This is a genomic window from Microvirga sp. 2MCAF38 (assembly GCF_052115485.1).
Lineage (GTDB): Bacteria > Pseudomonadota > Alphaproteobacteria > Rhizobiales > Beijerinckiaceae > Microvirga.
Window position 1 is genome coordinate 379,947 of the sequence record NZ_JBFRGU010000003.1, and the last position, 17,040, is coordinate 396,986.

The window sequence follows — 17,040 nt, forward strand, 5'->3', positions numbered from 1 at the left end:
GCTCAATCGGATTGCAACTCCTCGGCTTGCCTTTCCGCCTTTATTCGTTCGCGGATTTCTTTCGTGGCTTCTCGGCGAGTGTGCATATGAGCGATCCACCAATCGTTCTGCCAGTCTTCATAGCCGAGTAGCAGGCCTTCGTAGCGCTCAAGCCCATCGTTCCATCCGGTCTTCCTCATCACCTGGTTCAGAAGCAGATAGGCGTCGATCCTCCATTCCTCGCCCGGCAGAGCGAAGTAAATCTCTCGCATCCCCCGTATGATGCGCCCGTTGGCGAGATGCGTGGGGGGCTCGAATGGCCAGGTCACGACGCGGCGGATCAGCCGCCCCGCCGCTACGAACGGATCGAACTTCAGGATCTGCTCATCGAACCAGTCGCTCGGGTAAAATTCGGAGAACTTTGCAAAAGGCTTCCGGCCTTCGAGCATCAGCGGCAGCTCAAAGTTGGTATGGATCAGATAGGGCGCGTCTCGCAGCCCGTGCCATGGGACGAGCCACACCTCATGGTCGCCCTCATCGATCGAGGCCCTGAAGCCTTCCTTTATGGCCTGTAAAGCTTGCTGATCGAGTTGGTATAACTGGTCCAGATTTGGGTCCGGGTTTGCATCATCACCCAAAATATCGTGCAAGATCGCAAGGTCGTCGACGAGAAAGCGGGTTTCTAGAATGGCGCATCCAGTGGTCAGGTCCCTTGCCTGCAAGACGAACCATCGGGGCTGGTCTCTCTCATCTCCACCTTCGTCCATAATGCCGCCTCCGGTCCGATTTTTAAGAAACAATGTATCACGTTATAAAATCGAGACCGACCCCGTCTTCCGGCTTCATTGACTCCCCCGACGTTTTCCCGTAGGCACCCTCCGTTGGCGCGGTCCTCTGGGGCCGCGTTGGCTATTTACGCACCCGTGGCCCGGCTCTTTTGTCGGCCTGTCGTCCCCGGAAGGGGAAGAGGAGGGCGCGTTCCTCAAAAACCGTTCGCTTATCAAGAGGAACAGCGATGTCGAAGCGCATTCAGGCCAAGCATAAGCTTGACCGCCGTATGGGTCAGAATATCTGGGGTCGCCCGAAGAGCCCCGTCAATCGCCGCGAATACGGCCCCGGCCAGCACGGCCAGCGCCGCAAGGGCAAGATGTCCGACTTCGGCACGCAGCTGCGCGCCAAGCAGAAGCTCAAGGGCTACTACGCGAACATCACCGAGAAGCAGTTCCGCCGCTATTACGCCGAGGCGATCCGCCTCAAGGGTGACTCGGGCGAGAACCTGATCGGCTTGCTCGAGCGTCGTCTCGACGCGGTCGTGTACCGCTCGAAGTTCGTCGCGACCCCGTTCGCAGCACGTCAGTTCGTCAACCATGGTCACGTGAAGGTCAACGGCCGCCGCGTGAACATTCCGAGCTATCAGGTCAAGGCCGGCGATGTGATCGAGGTCAAGGACAAGTCGAAGCAGCTCGAAGTCGTCGTCGTGGCGAGCCAGCTCGCCGAGCGCGACGTTCCGGACTACATCGAGGTCGATCATTCCAAGATGACCGCCAAGATGACCCGCATCCCGAGCCTCTCCGAGGTTCCTTATGCGGTTCAGATGGAACCGAACCTCGTGATCGAGTTCTATTCGCGCTAATCCGCGATAGCGATACGAATACGAAAAGGCCGCCCAATCGGGGCGGCCTTTTTATTTGGCGTGAACGCCGCTTATTGCTGAGGTGCCGGAGCCTTGGAGCCGGGGCCCATGCCTTTGCCCATTCCGCCATGTTCCATCATGCCGCGCTCATGGCGCATGCGCATCATGCGGCCGGAAGCTACGGGATGCATGAGAACCGGAAGAAGCTTCTTCTGGCGATCGTCGAGGGAGGCCCAGAACGGCTTCATGGCAGTCGTGAGATTGCGCAGGGTTTCGGCTTCCTGCGTCAGGTTTGCGGAATGGCGATCCATCATCGTCATCAGGTCGGGGCGTTCCGACTTGTTCCGGGCACGGAACTCCTCGACGACCTTGGCGCGCTGAGCGCTTTGAGCCCTGAGAGCCTGTTCCACCGGAGGCCAGAGTTTCTGCTGATCCGGTGTCAGTTTCAGGCCTGCCTGAATTCCAGCGATCCGAGCATCAGTGAGGGATGCCATATCCGCGCTGGTCATAGGATGGCGCTCGGGCTGCGCAGGGGGCGCAGGCTGGGCATAGGCCACCGCACTGACCAGGCCAATGGCGGAAGCGGCGGTGAGAATGGCTAAGGGATTCATCTCGATCTCCTCCTTTGTTGCTTAGGGAAGTTGGACCGAGGCTGCTCTCCTGCAAGTGACGGCGACATGAACTTTTCGTCATCTTGCGGTTCAAGTTTTAGAGGCTGATCTTACCCGTTGAGACAGGATCGACCCCTAAACTTCTATCATCGCATCGTCTTTTTCGAGGACTGGATCTCTGGCTTTGCCAACGTGACTCCCTTGGCCGAGGATCACGATTTAGAGACGCTTGAGAAACCCCGCAAAGCGCATCAATCCCTCGGGCCAGGGCCCGTGTCCGCTATCCGTGTTCAAATGCCCCGACTCGCCCGCATCGATGACGGCCGAGCCCCAAGAATAGGCGATATCTTCCGCCTTCTCGTAGTCGCAATAGGGGTCGTTCCGGCTTGCGATGAGGACGGACGGAAAGGGCAGGGGATCGCGCGGAATCGGCGCGAAGGCGCGGTCGATGGCCGGAACAAAATCGGGCCGCTCCACATCGGGAATTCCAACGAGAAACGCGCCTTTGACATTTGTGCCGACGAGAAGCGGCGCCGCATGAGCGACCGCGACCGTTCCCAGGCTGTGCGCCACCAGAACGACGGGTCGTTTGGTCCTTTTCACGTCCCGCACGATGCGCTCGACCCATTCCTGTCTGTTGGGCGTGTCCCAATCGTCCTGGTCGATGCGCCGCGCGGTGGAGAGCTGTCGCTCCCATCGGCTTTGCCAATGATCGGGACCGGAATTCGTGTGGCCTGGGACGATGAGGATGTCGCAATCGGAAGTTTTCATGTCGCAGCACGTAAACGCTTTTCAGAGCGTTTCAAGCCGCAGTTTTAGCGCTCCGTTCTTCGGCCCGTTTCAACTGGTCTTCCCGGTGGGGGATGTAGTCGCGGGTGACGGGCACCACGTCGTTGCGGCGAGCGAGCTGGACTTGGAACACGACCGCGTCCTGAAATCGGAAAGCCGTCTCGGACATGGCGAGGTAGCAATCCCACATCCGGAAGAAGCGCTCGTCATAGAGACGTACGATTTCTTCGCGATGGGCATGGCAGCGCTCGCGCCAGGCTTTCAGTGTATAAGCATAGTGAAGCCGCAGGATCTCCACATCCGTGACCACGAGACCTGAACGCTCGATGGCCGGCATGAGCTCTGAGAGCGTCGGCAGATGCCCACCTGGGAAGATATAGCGATCGATCCAGGGATTGGTGGGATAGGGCGTACCCGTGCGGCCGATGGTGTGCAGCAGCATCACGCCGTCGTCTTTCAACAGGCGACGGCAGGTCTGGAAATAGGTGTCGTAGGACGACACGCCCACATGCTCGAACATGCCGACCGACACGATACGGTCGAAGGATCCGGTCGTGGCGCGGTAATCTTCCAATTCGAAATGGACACGCTCCGCAAGACCGGCCTCCGCCGCGCGCTTGCGGGATACGGCGAGCTGTTCCTCCGATAGGGTCACGCCCTTGAGCGATCCCGCGCCGGCGATGCGCGTGAGATAGAGCCCGAGGCCTCCCCAGCCGGAGCCGATATCGAGAACCCTATGGCCGGGCTCGACCAGGAGCTTTGCCGCGATATGGCGCTTCTTGGCCAACTGCGCGTCTTCGAGCGACGTGTCGGGCGTATCGAAATAGGCACAGGAATACTGGCGGTCGGCGTCGAGAAACAACGCATAGAGGCGTCCGTCGAGATCGTAGTGATGCGCTACGTTCCGCTTCGAGCGGGACGCGTCGTTCTCATGCCGGAGCTGGAGCCAGGTGCGTATCTTGCGGATGCGGTGGAGAGGCAGGTCGTCGAGCTCTCCGTGCGTGTCCTGGAGCACGAGCTGCAGCAGATCGTAGATGGAGCCGCTCTCGATCACGAGGCGCCCATCCATATAGAGTTCACCGAGCTTTAATTCGGGATTAAGGCAAAGGGCAAGCTGGGCGGCGGCATCCGTAAATCGAATGGCGACTTTGGGTTCGCCCTCGTCACCGAACGCGAAACGCTGACCCCTGGAAGTCGTCATTTCCAGGGATCCATGCTTGACCGCACGGCTCAGAGCCGCGACGAGCAGATTTTCCGACAGCACTGTGTTTTCCCCTCACGATGCGCCATACCGGAATATGATTTTTGCGCATCTGGGGAAGATTTCCAGTCCTCAGACGCAGGTCTAGCTTGCGCCAAACACACGCTTGAAGATCGTGTCCACGTGCTTGAAGTGGTAGCCGAGATCGAAGCAAGCCTCGATTTCTGCAGGCGTCAGGGATCGCGTCACGTCCGGATCGTTCTTCAGAAGCGTCAGGAAGTCGCCTTCGCCGCGCCAGACCGGCATGGCGTTGCGCTGGACCAGCCGATAGGAATCCTCACGGGAAACGCCCTTTTGCGTGAGGGCCAGCATGACACGCTGCGAATGCACCAGCCCGCCCAGGCGATCCAGGTTCTTCTGCATGTTTTCGGGGTAGACCACGAGCTTGTCGATGACGTTTGTGAGGCGCGCCAGGGCGAAGTCGAGGGTCACGGTCGCGTCCGGGCCGATCATGCGCTCGACCGAGGAATGAGAGATGTCCCGCTCATGCCAGAGCGCTACGTTCTCCATCGCCGGGAAGGCATAGGCACGCACCATGCGGGCCAAGCCCGTGAGGTTTTCCGTCAAGACCGGATTGCGCTTGTGCGGCATGGCCGAGGAGCCCTTCTGGCCAGCCGAGAAGAACTCCTCGGCCTCCAAAACCTCGCTGCGCTGAAGGTGACGGACTTCGATGGCCAGGCGCTCGATGGACGAGGCGACGACGCCCAAGGTCGCGAAGTACATGGCGTGGCGGTCGCGGGGGATGACCTGAGTCGAGACCGGCTCGACCGAGAGGCCCATCTTCTCTGCGACGTATTCCTCCACCTGCGGATCGATGTTGGCGAAGGTGCCGACCGCGCCGGAAATGGCGCAGGTGGCGACCTCGCGTTGGGCTTCAATCAGGCGAAGCTTGCAGCGCTCGAATTCCGCATAGGCTTGGGCAAGCTTGAGGCCGAAAGTGACAGGTTCGGCATGGATGCCGTGCGAGCGCCCGATGGTCGGCGTCATCTTGTGCTCGAAGGCGCGGCGCTTGATGGCAGCGAGAAGCGCGTCGATGTCCTTCAAGAGAATATCCGTGGCCCGGACGAGTTGGACGTTGAAGCAGGTATCGAGCACGTCTGACGAGGTCATGCCCTGGTGTACGAAGCGCGCTTCCGGCCCGACAATCTCCGACAGATGGGTCAGGAAGGCGATGACGTCGTGCTTCACCTCGCGCTCGATGGCGTCGATGCGCTCCACGTCGAACGTGGCCTTGGAGCCTTTCTCCCAGACGAGTTCAGCGGCCTCTTTCGGCACCACGCCAAGATTCGCCAGAGCCGTGGTGGCGTGAGCCTCGATTTCGAACCAGATGCGGAACTTGGTCTCGGGTGACCAGATCGCAACCATTTCGGGGCGGCTGTAGCGGGGGATCATGGCCGGATGCCTCGTGCGGTTAGAGCATGATTCAGAAAAGTGGAATCCGCTTTTCTGATGAAATCATGCGATAGCAATAGCTAAGGGTGACCGCACGCCGGTAACACGGGGAGCCCGATAGCTCAACGCGCCTGTTCCGCCGCCTTGCGAATAGCGGCCATGTTCGAGGCGTAGGAAGCCGGGCCACCCTTGAAGGCGGCGGAACCTGCCACAAGCACGTTGGCACCGGCCGCAGCCACCAGGGGTGCGGTTTCCGGCGTCACGCCGCCATCGACTTCGATGTCGATATCGCGGTCGCCGACCATCGCCTTGATACGGCGAATCTTCTCGCAGACCGAGCCGATGAAGGCCTGGCCGCCGAAGCCGGGATTGACCGTCATGCACAGGATCAGGTCGACCATGTCGAGCACCGGCTCGATGGCATGCTCCGAGGTGCCGGGATTGAGCACGATGCCTGCTTTCTTGCCGAGATTGCGGATCGTCTGGAGGGAGCGGTGAATATGGGGCACCGCCTCCGCATGGATGCTGATGATATCCGCCCCCGCCTTGGCGAAAGCCTCGAGATAGGGGTCCGTCGGCGAGATCATCAGATGCACGTCGAACACCTTGGCCGAGTGCGGCCGGATCGCCTTCACGATGTCGGGTCCAAGCGTGATGTTGGGCACGAAATGCCCATCCATCACGTCCACATGGATCCAGTCGCCGCCGGCGGCGTCGATGGCGCGGACTTCCTCGCCGAGTTTGGCGAAATCGGATGACAGGATCGAAGGAGCAAGAAGCAGAGGACGGGTCATGACGGGGCGGTAGCATGTCCGCGCCCTTCACCGCAACCGGGTCGAAGCGTCGCCGCGGTCCAAGATATGCGGGAAAGGAATGGACGGGTGGGGGTGAGGCGGATTATTAGAAGGCAATCGTGAGGCTAACTGAGAACCTCACGCTCCCGGTAACGGGAGGCGCGCGTAGGGGGATTGTTTTCATGCGTACGGACGTGGTCGTTCTTGGCGCCGGCATTGTCGGCGTGTCGATTGCTTTGCACCTTCAGAAGAAGGGGCGCTCCGTGCTCCTTGTGGACCGTCGGCGTCCTGCCGAGGAGACCTCCTTCGGCAATGCAGGTCTGATCCAGCGCGAAGGTGTTTATCCCTATGGATTTCCACACGATTTCGGCGCGCTTCTGCGTTATGCGCTGAACAACACCATCGACGCGTCCTATCACCTGTCGGCGTTGCCTCATATCGCGCCCTTCCTGTTCCAATACTGGATGCATTCGCGCCCCTCGCATCACAAGGCGATTGCGCGGCTCTACGCGCCGTTGATCGAGCGCAGCGTCACCGAGCATATGGCCCTCGCTGAGGAAGCCGGCGCCACAGACCTCATTCGTCATGAGGGTTGGATCAAGGTTTTCCGTTCCAACAAGGTGATGGATGCGCAGGTCAAGGACGCGGAGCAGGTCAAGCGTGATTTCGGCGTCAACTTTGCGGCCCTGAGCCAGACAGGTGTCAGCGAACTGGAGCCGCATCTCACAGCCCCGCTCAAGGGCGGCCTGCACTGGACCGATCCGGCTTCCGTAATCGACCCGCATGGCCTGACCATGGCCTATGTGACCCTGTTCGAAAAACTTGGCGGAAAGCTCGCGGGCGGCGACGCCAGAAGCCTCGAGGAGATGCCAGACGGTTGGCGCGTCCAGACCGAGACCGGCCCAGTGGATGCGGGCGCCGCCGTCGTGGCGCTCGGCCCCTGGGCGGATGTGGTGACGAAGGGTCTCGGCTACCACCTGCCGCTCGCCGTGAAGCGCGGCTACCACATGCACTACAAGGCAGAAGGCAACGCCATCCTCAACCATCCGACGCTCGATTTCGAGCGCGGTTACTTCCTCGCTCCGATGGTGAAGGGCATCCGCCTCACCACGGGCGCGGAGTTTGCTTTGCGTGACGCGCCGAAGACCCCTGTGCAGCTTGCTCGCGCCGAGCCCATCGCGCGCGGCCTGTTCCCGCTCGGCGAACGGCTCGATGCGGAGCCGTGGATGGGCATGCGCCCCTGCACGCCGGACATGATGCCGATCATCGGGCCCGCGACGAAGCACAAGAACCTCTGGTTCGGCTTCGGTCACGCCCACCACGGCCTGACGCTCGGCCCGATCACCGGCCGCCTGATGGCGGAGATGATCACGGGCGAGAAGCCGGTGATCGACCCGACGCCGTACCGCGTGGATCGGTTCTGAGTTAGCGCGATTTTTCCCTCCCCCTTGTGGGGAGGGATCAAGGGTGGGGGTCGTAAAGTCAGGGCTCTCACCTTCGCGAGGGACGCTTGAGAAATACAGCTTCCACGGGGATGGGGATGGCTCACCTGGTCGTTCCTCCCTCCCCCTTGCCCTCCCCGCAAGGGGGGGAGGGAAAGGTATCGCTTCGGTTTTTGGACGTGCCCCACTTCAGTGTTGATTATTCGCTCGCGAACCTATCCTTCCAGGCGGGCAACGCACCGGAGAAGGGCAGGGCCGCCGCTTCATAAACGCCCCGCGCAAGGGCCCTTGCGAGGCAATCGCCTGCGAGAGCAGCGAGGGCCGTGAAGTCTGCGGCCTCGTCCATTAACGGCTTGCGGCCGGTTGCCGAAGCGAAGATCGTGTCTCCGTCATAGAGCGCGTGGGCGAAGCGCAGGGCCTTTGCGAGGCCGTCATGGGCCGCGACCGCGAGACGCTTGGCCTGTGCTTTGGTCAAAACCGCATCGCTCGCCACGAGTGCGATGGTGGTTGCCGGTTGAGGACCGCCTTTCCACGTAAGACGCCTCATCTCTGATGTAATCCGAGACGGCAGCCCAAGGTCGCCGAACTCCGCGTCTTCTTCAAAGCCTCCGGCCCAGAAATGCGGCCCGTCTCCGATGACGGCGGAAGCGATGGCGTTTACGACCACCAAAGCGCCGACCGTGTGACCGGAGGGCGTCATTACGCTCGCGGAGCCGAGGCCACCCTTGAGGTTGACTGTCGTCGCGCCGTAGCCGCCCCCCGCGGTGCCGAGATCGAAATGCTTGTCGGCCTTCGCGGCCGCCTCGTAGCCGAGCTCGCGATAGGGCGCATAGCGGCCCCAGTTCTTGTCGCCGCCATTGAGGAGATCGAACACGACGGCTTGCGGCACGAGGGGGATACGCACGGGGCCGACGGCAAGGCCGATACCCTGTTCGCGAAGATAGGCCTGCACGCCGGTCGCCGCATCGAGCCCGAAAGCCGAGCCGCCAGACAGGACGATGCCGTCGACACCGGGGACCATCTTGTCCGGTTCGAGGAGATCGGTCTCGCGGGTGCCGGGTGCGCCGCCATGGATAGCGCAGGACGTCACGGCGGGACCATCGAACAAGGCGACCGTAACGCCGGAGGCTAGGGCCGCATCGTGCGCATTCCCGACCGTGAGGCCCTCCACGTCCGTGATGAGATTTCGAGAGCCGATCATAGAAAGTCCCACTTGTGCACAAGCCCCAAGCTGCCCGAAGGTGCCGTACCTGTATAGAGACGCTCATGACCATCCGGACGATCACCAGCTCATGACACTTCTTGCTTATGCCGGTGCCGCAATCGCCGAGATCGCGGGCTGCTTTTCGTTTTGGGCGTGGTTGCGTCTTGAGAGATCGCCCTGGTGGCTCGTTCCGGGCGGTGTTTCTCTTGGCCTGTTCGCCTATCTCCTGACCCTCGTCGAAACCGATGCAGCCGGTCGGGCTTACGCGGCCTATGGCGGCGTTTACATCGTCGCCTCGCTCCTCTGGCTTTGGGCCATCGAGGGCGTGCGACCCGATCGTTGGGACGTCGTCGGAGGCTGTATCTGCCTGTTGGGAGCGGCAATCATTCTTTTCGGCCCACGAACGGCCTAGGCTTGGAAGGCCCTTTCACAAGCTAGCGACCAGACCCCTTCTTGGCTTTCGCCATTGAGGCTGAGGCATTAGAAGGCCTGATGCTCAATGTCTCGCTTCCTGCCGCCATGCTGGGTGGTTTCATCAGCTTTTTAAGCCCCTGCGTGTTGCCGCTGGTGCCGCCCTATCTGTCGTTTCTGGCCGGCACGACGTTCGATCAATTGCACGAAGGTGACGACAAGGCCGTCCGTCGTCGGGCGCTTGGGGCGGCTTTGCTGTTCGTGGCGGGTTTCTCGACCGTGTTCGTGCTGCTCGGTGCCACGGCTTCGGTGCTGGGGCAGGTGATCCGGGAATATCTCTCGGTTCTCAGCACTGTCGCCGGTCTCGCGATCATCATCATGGGTCTGCATTTCCTCGGTATTTTCCGTATTCATTTCCTCTATCGTGAGGCCCGGCTGCAGGTCGACAAGCCCATCGGGCTCTGGGGCGCTTATGTGATGGGCCTCGCCTTCGCTTTCGGTTGGACGCCTTGCATCGGGCCGGTCCTCGCAGCGATTCTGGCGGTTGCGGGTTCTGAAGCGAGCGTTCAGCACGGCGCGCTGCTCCTCGCCGCCTACTCGGTTGGTCTCGGCATACCGTTCCTGCTGGCGGCCTTTGCCATGAAGCCTTTCGTGGCCTTTCTCAAGCGCATGCATTCCCGGTTCATCGTGATCGAAAAAACCATGGGCGTCCTGCTCGTGCTCACCGGCATCGCCTTTTTGACAGGCTGGGTGTCGCATATGTCGTTCTGGCTGCTGGAGACATTCCCGGCGCTGGGCCGGCTGGGCTGAGGAAGCAGGAATCGGGTCGTCTGTCCCGAAGCCCCTTGCGATAGTGCGGTTCTCAACAGGGAGACCAGCATGTCGTTTCAAATTCGTGGGCTCGACCCACAAAATTTCGAGCACCTATTCGCGCTTTCTGACGAGGAGCTTGCGAAGCTTGGCGGGAGGCGGGTTTTCGCCGACCAACCGAATGCGTTCCCCTGCCGGATCTCGCTCAAACGTGTCGATCCCGGGCAAGAGCTTCTTCTCATCAATCACGTCCATCAGCCGACGCCGACTTCGCCTTATCGGGCAAGTGGCCCGATCTTCGTCAGTCGCTCGGCCGAGTCAGGCGTTTATCGGGACGAATTACCGCCGATTCTGAAAGATCGAATAGTGTCTTTGCGCGCCTATGATTCCGCAGCCTTCATTGTTGATGCAGCGGTGAGCGAAAGCGCCGATGCGAAACCCGTGATTGAGCGCTTCTTTGGTAATCCGGAGGTGGCTCATATCGACGCCCATTTCGCAGGCCGGGGCTGTTTCGCTGCGCGGATAGAACGTTTGTGAGGCAGGCTCTATTGAAGAATGGTGTGACCGGCTTGTCTGAGAGCCGTTACTGCAAGCTCTAAGTCGTCAGCCTTCACCAGCACGTAGTCCGTGCTGAAAGTCGAGGTGGCGAAGATCCCGACCATTGCCTCTGCCAGTGGCTGGAGAACCGAGGCGAGGATGCCGGGCGTGCTGAAGTCGAAGGTCTGCTCGATGCGAAAGCCGCGCCAGCCTGCCTCGACCTGCGCTTTCGCGGGAGCATCACTTTCAGGGCAGACGAGGGTTGTTTCCTCCCGCGCCTGCACGACAAGTCCGAAGGATGAGCCGCCACCGGCAGTGACGGTGGTTCCGGCGGGAAAGCGGCAGACCGCCAAGCGCTCCGGCAGCTGGGTCAAGGTGAGGTTCGGCATGGGCGATCATCGACGCGTGAGGGGACGAAAAAGCCCGCCCCGGTCTCCCGGGGCGGGCTCTATCAGATGGCTTTAACAGCCGACTGATTACATGCCCATTTCGTTGCCGGAATAGTCGATCTTGCCGTCGGCGCCCTTCTTCCAGACGTACATGATGTAGTCCGGACGGGTGATGTCGCCCTTGGCGTCATAGGAGATGTCGCCGATGACGGTCTTGAACGGCTTGCCGGAATGCATGGCTGCAGCCATCTTCTTGCCGTCGGGGCCGCCAGCCTGCTTTGCAGCTTCGGCCAGGATCTGGGTCGCAGCGTAGCTGTAGAGGGTGTAGGCTTCCGGATCGAAGTTCTTGGCCTTGAACTTGGCCACGACGTCCTTCGCGTTCGGGTTCTTGCGTGGATCCGGCGAGAAGGTCATCAGTGTACCTTCAGCGCCGGGGCCGGCGATCGAGACGAACTCAGCCGACACGATGCCGTCGCCCGACATCATCGGAGCATTGAGGCCCTGGTCGCGCATCTGGCGGATGATCAGGCCAGCTTCCGTGTGAAGGCCGCCGTAATACACCACGTCGACGCCAGCCTGCTTCAGCTTCGAGACGAGAGCGGAGTAGTCCTTCTCACCCGGGTTGATGCCTTCGTACACGACTTCCTTGAGGCCCTTGGCGTTCATCGCCTTCATGGTCTCGTCGGCAAGGCCCTTGCCGTAAGGAGTCTTGTCGTGAACGACGGCGACCTTCTTGCCCTTGAACTTGTCGGCGAGGTACCCGCCGGCAACCGCGCCCTGCTGGTCATCGCGACCGCAGGTGCGGAAGGTGTTCCACATCTTGCGCTCGGTGAAGGTCGGGTTGGTCGAGGCCGGGGTGATCTGGACGATGCCGGCTTCCTCATAGACCTGCGAGGCCGGGATCGAGACGCCGGAGTTGAAGTGACCGACGACCATCTTCACGCCTTCAGCGGCGAACTTGTTCGCGACCGAAACGCCTTGCTTCGGGTCGGACACGTCGTCGCCGACGACGACCTGAAGCTTCTGGCCGTTGATGCCGCCGGCGGCGTTGATGTCTTCAACAGCCTGCTCGACGCCATTCTTCAGCTGCGCGCCGAAAGCGGCGTTCGGTCCCGTGATGGGGCCGGCGACGCCGATCTTGATCTGCGCGTTGGCCGCGCCGGAGAAGGCGAGGCCAAGACCGAGCGCGACGCTGGTCAACAGCATTTTCTTCATGAGGTAACTCCTCTGGGGTTTTTATCAGGTCCCTTAACTTGGACCGGTTCAGCGGAATTCAACCCGCCGTCCGGGTGACATCATGCCTCTTTTTGTGCGGAAGTCACGTCGGAATTCTTGGGCTTAGCCATTGGGATGAGACGCTTTTTCGCGCCAGGAAAACGGCCCTACACGTTCATAGAGCCAACGATACTGGGTCGTCATCTGACGAGCCCTGGTATGCTGGAAGCTCAGCGAGCCGATGATCACGAGAACGACGGCGTCGACCGCGTAGTAATGGGGCGACAACAGGGTTCCCTGGAACAAGGCGAAGTGGATGAACCGCACCGCTGCGCCCAGGATGAGCAGGTACACGATCAACTGCCAGCGCGGCCGCCAGGTGAGGGCGATGGCTCGCCCGGTCATCCAGGCCGCGCTACCTCCGAGCACGACGGTAATGAAGAGGAAGAGCCAGATCGAGGGTTCTTCGTAAAGCCAGCCCTGCATCAGTGGTGCCCTCCTTCAAGATAGGCGGCACGGACCTGCGGATTCTCCAGCAATTCCTTGCCGCTGCCGCTCAAGGTGATGTTGCCGGTCACCATCACATAGCCGCGATGAGCGAGCCTGAGTGCGTGATAGGCGTTCTGCTCCACCAGGAAGACGGTCATGCCGTCCTTCTCGTTCAGCTCTTTGATGATCGTGAAAATCTGCTTCACGATCAGCGGCGCGAGGCCCAGCGACGGCTCGTCGAGGAGGAGCAATTTCGGGCGGCTCATCAGCGCGCGGGCGATGGCGAGCATCTGCTGCTCGCCGCCCGAGAGCGTGCCGCCGCGCTGCTGCAGGCGCTCCTTCAGGCGCGGGAAGAGGGTACAGACCCGTTCCAGATCCTGGTCGAAATGGGCCATGCCGTTGATGGCCGCGCCCATCTGAAGGTTTTCGAAGACCGTCATGCGCGGGAAGATGCGACGCCCTTCCGGCGATTGCGCGATGGACAGGCGGGCGATCTCGTGGGTCGGCATCTTCGTGATGTCGTGTCCCGCGAAACGGATCGTGCCTTCCCTTGCCCTCGGATTGCCGAAGATCGTCATCATCAGGGTCGATTTGCCGGCCCCATTGGCCCCGATGAGGGTGACGATCTCGCCCTCGTTCACGTCGATGTCGACGCCTTTGAGGGCGATGATGTTGCCGTAATAGGTCTTGACGCCGCGCACGCTGAGCAGAGGCTCGGGAGCGCCCCGAAGGGTCGTGGCGATATTCGTTTCAGCGATGCTCATGCGCCGATCTCCGCTTCGATCTTTGCGACTTCCTCATCATCCACGCCCAGATAGGCGGCGATGACGCGCGGATCGTTCCTGACCTCGGTCGGGGTGCCGTCGGAGATCTTGGTGCCGTAATCGAGCACCACCACATGGTCGGAAATCTGCATGACGACGGACATATCGTGCTCGATGAGCAGGATCGACGTGCCGTGATCCTGACGGATCGAAAGCAGCAGATCGTTGAGCTCGAGGGACTCGCGCGGGTTAAGGCCGGCTGCGGGCTCGTCGAGGCACAAGAGCACCGGATCGGTACACATGGCGCGGGCGATTTCGAGCCGGCGCTGATCGCCATAAGGAAGATCACCCGCCGGGTCGTCGGCGCGGTCGATCAGGCGCGTTTTCTCGAGCCAGTATTTCGCCCGCTCGATGGCCTGCTTTTCAGCCGCGCGATAGCCGCCGATGCCGAGCACACCGAGGAAGGTGAAGCCGGAGGCGATCATCAGTGAATTGTGCTGCGCGACGAGAAGGTTCTCAAGCACGGTCATGCCCGAGAACATGCGGATGTTCTGGAAGGTACGGGCGACCTTGCCCTTCCAGTTGATGTGATGGCCGGGCAGGCGCTCCAGGAAGAGCTGCGTGCCGTCGGTCTTGCGCAGGGCCACCATGCCTTCCGTCGGCTTGTAGAAGCCGGTCAGGCAGTTGAACACGGTGGTCTTGCCCGCACCGTTCGGGCCGATGAGAGCGGTGATGTCGCCGCGACCGACCTTGAACGAAAGGTCGTTGATGGCGACGAGGCCGCCGAAGCGCATCGTCAGATGCTGGACGTCGAGGACGGGATCTTGCTGCCAGCGCATTAGCCGTGTCCTTCCTTCACGAGCGAGCCGGAGATGGCTTTTCGCTCTTTCAACACAACGGAGGGCTGACGTTCAGAAATCAGGCCACGCGGACGCCACACCATCATGGCGACCATGCCCGCGCCGAAGAGCAGAAGACGATACTCGTTCGGATCGAAACTGTCGCCGAACACTGCCTTCAGGAAGGTCAGGTTGCGCAGGACCTCTGGACCACCGACGAGGACGATGGCCGCGATTGCGACACCGATCTGCGAGCCCATGCCGCCGAGCACCACGATGGCGAGGATGATCGCCGATTCGAGGAAGTTGAAGCTCTCCGGCGAGACGAAGCCCTGACGCACCGCAAAGAACGAGCCGGCGAAACCACCGAACATGGCGCCGATGGAAAACGCCGTCAGCTTCGTATTGGTAGTGTTGATGCCGAGTGAACGGCAGGCGATCTCGTCCTCACGCAGCGCCTCCCAAGCGCGCCCGACCGGCAGCTTGCGCAGGCGCATGGTCACGAAGTTCGTGACGAGGGCCAGCACGAGGATCAGGTAGTAGAGGAAGATGATCCGGTGCATGGCATTGAAGTCGAGCCCGAACATCGCGGCAAATCCGTCGTCACCGGAGGTGAACGGAACGCCGAAGAAGGTCGCGCGCGGGATCGAGGAAATGCCGGCGCCGCCATTGGTGAGATCGACCCAGTTGATGAGAACCAGGCGGATGATTTCCCCGAAGGCGAGGGTCACGATGGCGAGGTAGTCGCCACGCAGGCGCAGCACCGGGAAGCCGAGGATCATGCCCCAGAATGCCGCGAGGATGCCTGCCAGCGGCAGGCAGATCCAGAACGACAATCCGAAGGTCGTCGAAAGCAGCGCGTAGGAATACGCGCCGACCGCGTAGAACGCCACGTATCCGAGATCGAGCAGGCCCGCGAGGCCGACCACGATGTTCAAGCCCCAGCCCAGCATCACATAGGTGAGGATCAGGATGCCGAGATCGATCCAGTAACGGGATTCGTTCAGGCTGCCCTGGATCAGGAAGATCATTGCCGGGAAGGCGAGGGCGACCCCGAGGAAGAGGGGGATCGCGAATTTCGACACCTTCTGGCCTGCATCCGGCTCGGCGTGAACCGCCTCTGTCGCCTGATGGGGATCGGGTAGGGCCTGACGGGCCGCCCGCGTCGCCAGAAAGGCGTGCATCAGGAGGCGCAGCACGAAAATGCCGACGCAGATGATCGCCACAAATCCCCAGCGGGATCTGAGAAAGAGGTCCGCTCCGTTTTGCTCTGTCTTGTAGGACAGGATCGGGATCGAGAGGCCGAGCGCGATGGCGGCTGTCACCGCGCTGTCTTTGAGGGCTGCCGCAAGGTTGAAGCGGCTCGGGACCGTCGTGTCCTGAGCTGACGTGGTGGTAATGGAAGGAGCGTTCATGGTGGGGCTCCTCAGACTTTTTCGACTTCTGGCCGTCCGAGGATACCGGAGGGCATGAAGATCAGGACGATGGCGAGGATCGAGAACGCGGCCACGTCCTTGTACTCGATGGAAAAGTAGGCGGACCAGAAGGTCTCGATGAGGCCGATGATCAAGCCGCCGAGAACCGCTCCGGGCAGGGAGCCGATACCGCCGAGCACGGCCGCCGTGAAGGCTTTCACGCCGGGAACGAACCCGTCAGCGAAGCTCACCACGCCGTAATAGAGGAGGTAGAGCGTACCGGCGACCGCTGCGAGCGATGCACCGATCACGAAGGTCAGCGAAATGGTTTTGTCCACGTCGATGCCGAGGAGTGCGGCCATCTTGCGGTCCTGCTCGCAGGCGCGCTGAGCGCGGCCGAGTGACGTTTTTTGGACCAAATACCAGAAAATCGTCAGCAGCACCGCCGTGGTGAGCATGATGATGATCTGCTTGTAGGACAAAGCCACCGTGTACCCGGCCTCGCTCTGGTAGAGGACGATCACTTCACGGACCATGGGAGCGGTCGGCTTGTTGCGCGCGCCTTGGGCAACCTGCACGAAATTCGACAGGAAAATCGAGACGCCGATGGCCGAGATCAGCGGCGCGAGGCGGAAGGAGCCGCGCAGGGGGCGATAGGCGATCCGCTCGATGGCCCATCCCCACAGGGAGGTCAGTATCATCGAGAGTACCAGCACGATCAGCAGCGCCACGACGATCGATGAAATGCCGAGCCAGGTGGTGAGGATCAGAAAGAAAATCAGCGAGATGAACGCGCTGAGCATGAAAACGTCGCCGTGGGCGAAGTTGACCATGCCGATGATGCCGAACACCATCGTATAGCCGATGGCGATGAGGCCGTAGATCGACCCCAGCGTCAGCCCATTGATGAGCTGCTGCAAAAAGATATCCATGTCCTACCCTTGCCCCCTCTGGATGGGGTCTTTGTTGGGAACGCCGCAGCAAAGCACGATGCAAGACCGAGGCCAAGCCGAACGTTTCGTTCGTCGTCTGTAACAAGAGGCCCCCGGGCCGACAATGACGCCTA

The 17,040-nt window shown here is 61.3% G+C and carries 19 protein-coding genes; 5 read left to right on the forward strand and 14 right to left on the reverse strand.

Annotated elements, in window-relative coordinates:
• Positions 1–2: 2 nt before the first annotated feature.
• Positions 3–746 (reverse strand): hypothetical protein, encoded by a 744-nt coding sequence (locus AB4072_RS08550; RefSeq protein WP_441967102.1) that lies wholly within the window; start codon positions 744–746, stop codon positions 3–5.
• 248 nt (positions 747–994) lie between these two features.
• Between AB4072_RS08550 and rpsD the strand changes: the two genes are divergently transcribed.
• On the forward strand, positions 995–1,612 hold the full coding sequence (gene rpsD, locus AB4072_RS08555) for a 30S ribosomal protein S4 (protein ID WP_441967104.1): 618 nt from the start codon (positions 995–997) through the stop codon (positions 1,610–1,612).
• Between the two features lie 71 nt (positions 1,613–1,683).
• Here rpsD and AB4072_RS08560 read toward each other — a convergent pair whose 3' ends face one another.
• From AB4072_RS08560 to rpe, 5 genes are all read right to left on the reverse strand, one after another.
• Positions 1,684–2,223: a Spy/CpxP family protein refolding chaperone gene (locus AB4072_RS08560; RefSeq protein WP_441967106.1), complete on the reverse strand. Its 540-nt coding sequence runs from the start codon at positions 2,221–2,223 to the stop codon at positions 1,684–1,686.
• Between the two features lie 219 nt (positions 2,224–2,442).
• On the reverse strand, positions 2,443–2,994 hold the full coding sequence (locus AB4072_RS08565) for an RBBP9/YdeN family alpha/beta hydrolase (RefSeq protein ID WP_441967108.1): 552 nt from the start codon (positions 2,992–2,994) through the stop codon (positions 2,443–2,445).
• Positions 2,995–3,025: 31 nt separating this feature from the next.
• A complete protein-coding gene (locus tag AB4072_RS08570) occupies positions 3,026–4,213 on the reverse strand; it encodes a class I SAM-dependent methyltransferase (RefSeq protein ID WP_441967109.1) in 1,188 nt (395 codons plus the stop codon).
• 144 nt (positions 4,214–4,357) lie between these two features.
• Complete coding sequence (gene purB, locus AB4072_RS08575; protein ID WP_441967111.1) at positions 4,358–5,665, reverse strand: adenylosuccinate lyase; 1,308 nt, start codon at positions 5,663–5,665, stop codon at positions 4,358–4,360.
• Positions 5,666–5,787: 122 nt separating this feature from the next.
• Positions 5,788–6,459, reverse strand: coding sequence for a ribulose-phosphate 3-epimerase (gene rpe / locus AB4072_RS08580; protein WP_441967113.1), 672 nt, complete (start codon positions 6,457–6,459; stop codon positions 5,788–5,790).
• 182 nt (positions 6,460–6,641) lie between these two features.
• Here rpe and AB4072_RS08585 point away from each other — a divergent pair, with 182 nt between their 5' ends.
• Positions 6,642–7,883 carry an NAD(P)/FAD-dependent oxidoreductase gene (locus tag AB4072_RS08585; protein WP_441967115.1) on the forward strand — a complete coding sequence of 414 codons (1,242 nt, stop codon included), beginning with the start codon at positions 6,642–6,644 and terminating at the stop codon, positions 7,881–7,883.
• A 217-nt stretch (positions 7,884–8,100) separates the two neighbouring features.
• Here the strand turns inward: AB4072_RS08585 and AB4072_RS08590 are convergent, their stop codons facing one another.
• Positions 8,101–9,102, reverse strand: coding sequence for a P1 family peptidase (locus tag AB4072_RS08590; RefSeq protein ID WP_441967117.1), 1,002 nt, complete (start codon positions 9,100–9,102; stop codon positions 8,101–8,103).
• Between the two features lie 91 nt (positions 9,103–9,193).
• On the opposite strand from AB4072_RS08590, the gene AB4072_RS08595 reads away from it, so the two are divergent.
• The 3 genes from AB4072_RS08595 to AB4072_RS08605 all read left to right on the forward strand — a co-directional run bounded on the left by AB4072_RS08595 (position 9,194) and on the right by AB4072_RS08605 (position 10,863).
• Positions 9,194–9,517 carry a YnfA family protein gene (locus tag AB4072_RS08595; protein ID WP_441967118.1) on the forward strand — a complete coding sequence of 108 codons (324 nt, stop codon included), beginning with the start codon at positions 9,194–9,196 and terminating at the stop codon, positions 9,515–9,517.
• Positions 9,518–9,597: 80 nt separating this feature from the next.
• Entirely contained in the window at positions 9,598–10,326 is a 729-nt protein-coding gene (locus AB4072_RS08600; RefSeq protein ID WP_441967278.1) for a cytochrome c biogenesis CcdA family protein, read from the forward strand.
• A gap of 69 nt (positions 10,327–10,395) precedes the next feature.
• Positions 10,396–10,863: a DUF1203 domain-containing protein gene (locus AB4072_RS08605; RefSeq protein ID WP_441967120.1), complete on the forward strand. Its 468-nt coding sequence runs from the start codon at positions 10,396–10,398 to the stop codon at positions 10,861–10,863.
• Between the two features lie 8 nt (positions 10,864–10,871).
• Here the strand turns inward: AB4072_RS08605 and AB4072_RS08610 are convergent, their stop codons facing one another.
• From AB4072_RS08610 to AB4072_RS08640, 7 genes are all read right to left on the reverse strand, one after another.
• Positions 10,872–11,252 carry an ACT domain-containing protein gene (locus tag AB4072_RS08610; RefSeq protein ID WP_441967122.1) on the reverse strand — a complete coding sequence of 127 codons (381 nt, stop codon included), beginning with the start codon at positions 11,250–11,252 and terminating at the stop codon, positions 10,872–10,874.
• A gap of 87 nt (positions 11,253–11,339) precedes the next feature.
• Positions 11,340–12,467 (reverse strand): ABC transporter substrate-binding protein, encoded by a 1,128-nt coding sequence (locus AB4072_RS08615; RefSeq protein ID WP_441967124.1) that lies wholly within the window; start codon positions 12,465–12,467, stop codon positions 11,340–11,342.
• A 123-nt stretch (positions 12,468–12,590) separates the two neighbouring features.
• Positions 12,591–12,953 (reverse strand): DUF6867 family protein, encoded by a 363-nt coding sequence (locus AB4072_RS08620; RefSeq protein ID WP_441967126.1) that lies wholly within the window; start codon positions 12,951–12,953, stop codon positions 12,591–12,593.
• Positions 12,953–13,720, reverse strand: a complete 768-nt coding sequence (locus AB4072_RS08625; protein WP_441967128.1) for an ABC transporter ATP-binding protein — start codon at positions 13,718–13,720, stop codon at positions 12,953–12,955. Before AB4072_RS08625 ends, AB4072_RS08620 begins: the two co-directional genes overlap by 1 nt.
• Positions 13,717–14,559 carry an ABC transporter ATP-binding protein gene (locus AB4072_RS08630; protein ID WP_441967130.1) on the reverse strand — a complete coding sequence of 281 codons (843 nt, stop codon included), beginning with the start codon at positions 14,557–14,559 and terminating at the stop codon, positions 13,717–13,719. Before AB4072_RS08630 ends, AB4072_RS08625 begins: the two co-directional genes overlap by 4 nt.
• Positions 14,559–15,974, reverse strand: coding sequence for a high-affinity branched-chain amino acid ABC transporter permease LivM (livM, locus tag AB4072_RS08635; RefSeq protein ID WP_441967132.1), 1,416 nt, complete (start codon positions 15,972–15,974; stop codon positions 14,559–14,561). The genes AB4072_RS08630 and livM overlap by 1 nt, the downstream gene beginning before the upstream one ends.
• Positions 15,975–15,985: 11 nt before the next feature.
• Positions 15,986–16,906 carry a branched-chain amino acid ABC transporter permease gene (locus tag AB4072_RS08640; RefSeq protein WP_441967134.1) on the reverse strand — a complete coding sequence of 307 codons (921 nt, stop codon included), beginning with the start codon at positions 16,904–16,906 and terminating at the stop codon, positions 15,986–15,988.
• Between the last annotated feature and the right edge of the window lie 134 nt (positions 16,907–17,040).